We start from the raw sequence: 1,493 nt of genomic DNA on the forward strand, positions 1-1,493 counted from the left end.
ACATCTTGCGAGCCTCGTCCTCAACCGTCTGGGCGTGCACCTCGAAGCGGCCCGCCATCGCCCGCATTTCGTGCGGATCGGTCATGAATCGTGTTGTCATTAAATGTCTCCTTCGAAAGTTGTTGTCAGTTTTGAAGTTTGGTCACCGATACCTCGATTTTTTCTCCCTTCCCTCATCCGACCACGCGCGGCAGCACACTGGCGGGAGCCGGCATGGTGGCGCCGAATCCGCGCATCTCCATACCGCCCACCTGAGCCGCAGAGCTACTCCGGGGACTCAGCATTCGAGCCGCGGCGCCGGCACCCGCCAGTGGGGCCCCGGTCGGTGCGGCGGCCTCGGGAGTCGCCGCGGTCCAGCTCGGCGGCACCGAAAGACCTCCGACCGGAGTGGCCTGCCCCATTGCCGCCGACGGCATTAGCCGCGCCGGCGCCATCCGCTCCGGTGCAGTCATCAACGGCTGCGCGGGGATGAAGCGTGCGGGCATCGCCGCCGGGGAAAAGGCCCCGGATGCGGGCATGGCGGTCGCAAATCCCGCGTTGGGTGCGGCCATCCCGCCCACTCCCGATGTGGCGGTGCCGCCGCCCTGCCCGAACGGCATGCCGAGCAAGTCGGAAAAACTGCTGATCGCGGATGGGAAGCTGCTGGCGAGCGATGACGCGGACGAATTGAGCGTTGACGGCAGCCCCATGGTCGCTTGGGTGGCCAATCCCTGCATGTTGGCCTCGCCCGCCGCCATGGCGCTGGCCGCGACCCCGCCGGGATTGGTGGTGGGCGGGGCGACCATCATCGGAGCCAGCATGGCCGCCGCCGCCGAGGAGCCGGCGTAGGCGTACATGGCCATCGCGTCCTGGGCCCACATCTCGCCGTACTGCGCCTCGGTGGCCGCGATCGCCGCGGTGTTTTGACCCAGGAAGTTGGTCGCGACCAACATCATCAGCAACGAGCGGTTAGCCGCGATCACCGGCGGAGGCACGGTAGCCGCAAACGCCACCTCGTGCGCGACGGCGGCTGCGGTCGCCTGCATCCCCGCCTGCTCGGCCTGCGCCGCCGTGGCGTGCATCCAGGCCACGTAGGGGGATGCGGCGGCCGCCATCGCTTCCGACGACGGGCCCTGCCAGGCGGCATCGGTGAGTTCGAGGATCACCGTCCCGTAGCTCGTCGCGGCCGAACGCAGCTCCGCCGCCAGTCCCTCCCAGGCCATCGCGGCCGCCAGCATCGACGCTGGTCCCGGCCCCGCATACATCAGGCCGGAATTGATCTCCGGGGGCATCGCACCGAAATCCATGACTACCTTCCTTTCCCTAGGTCGTTTCGCTACGCCAGCGCCGGCAAGGGCTTCGGGCCGTTAGCAGCTTTGAGGGCCCCGTGCGCCTGCACGACCTGCTCGCCGGGCATGCCGGCGGGCAGGTGCCTGGGGGCGACGTGTTCGGCGGGCAAGGCGGCCGCCAGCGGCTGTCTCTTATACACATCTGACGCTGCCGACGATCGCATA

1 protein-coding gene and 1 pseudogene are annotated in these 1,493 nt (G+C 68.5%); both read right to left on the minus strand.

The features are described 5' to 3' along the window. Nucleotides 1–100 (minus strand): annotated as a pseudogene (locus A5781_RS22755) (WXG100 family type VII secretion target); the annotation flags it as partial. 73 nt (nucleotides 101–173) lie between these two features. After that, complete coding sequence (locus tag A5781_RS22760; RefSeq protein ID WP_067212311.1) at nucleotides 174–1,286, minus strand: PPE family protein; 1,113 nt, start codon at nucleotides 1,284–1,286, stop codon at nucleotides 174–176. Nucleotides 1,287–1,493 lie beyond the last annotated feature (207 nt).

This window comes from Mycobacterium sp. 852002-30065_SCH5024008, assembly GCF_001665645.1.
Lineage (GTDB): Bacteria > Actinomycetota > Actinomycetes > Mycobacteriales > Mycobacteriaceae > Mycobacterium > Mycobacterium paraffinicum.

Excerpts from the sequence above, each read along its gene's own strand:
- A5781_RS22760 (WP_067212311.1), bottom strand. The coding sequence starts at position 1,286 with ATGGATTTCGGTGCGATGCCCCCGGAGATCAATTCCGGCCTGATGTAT.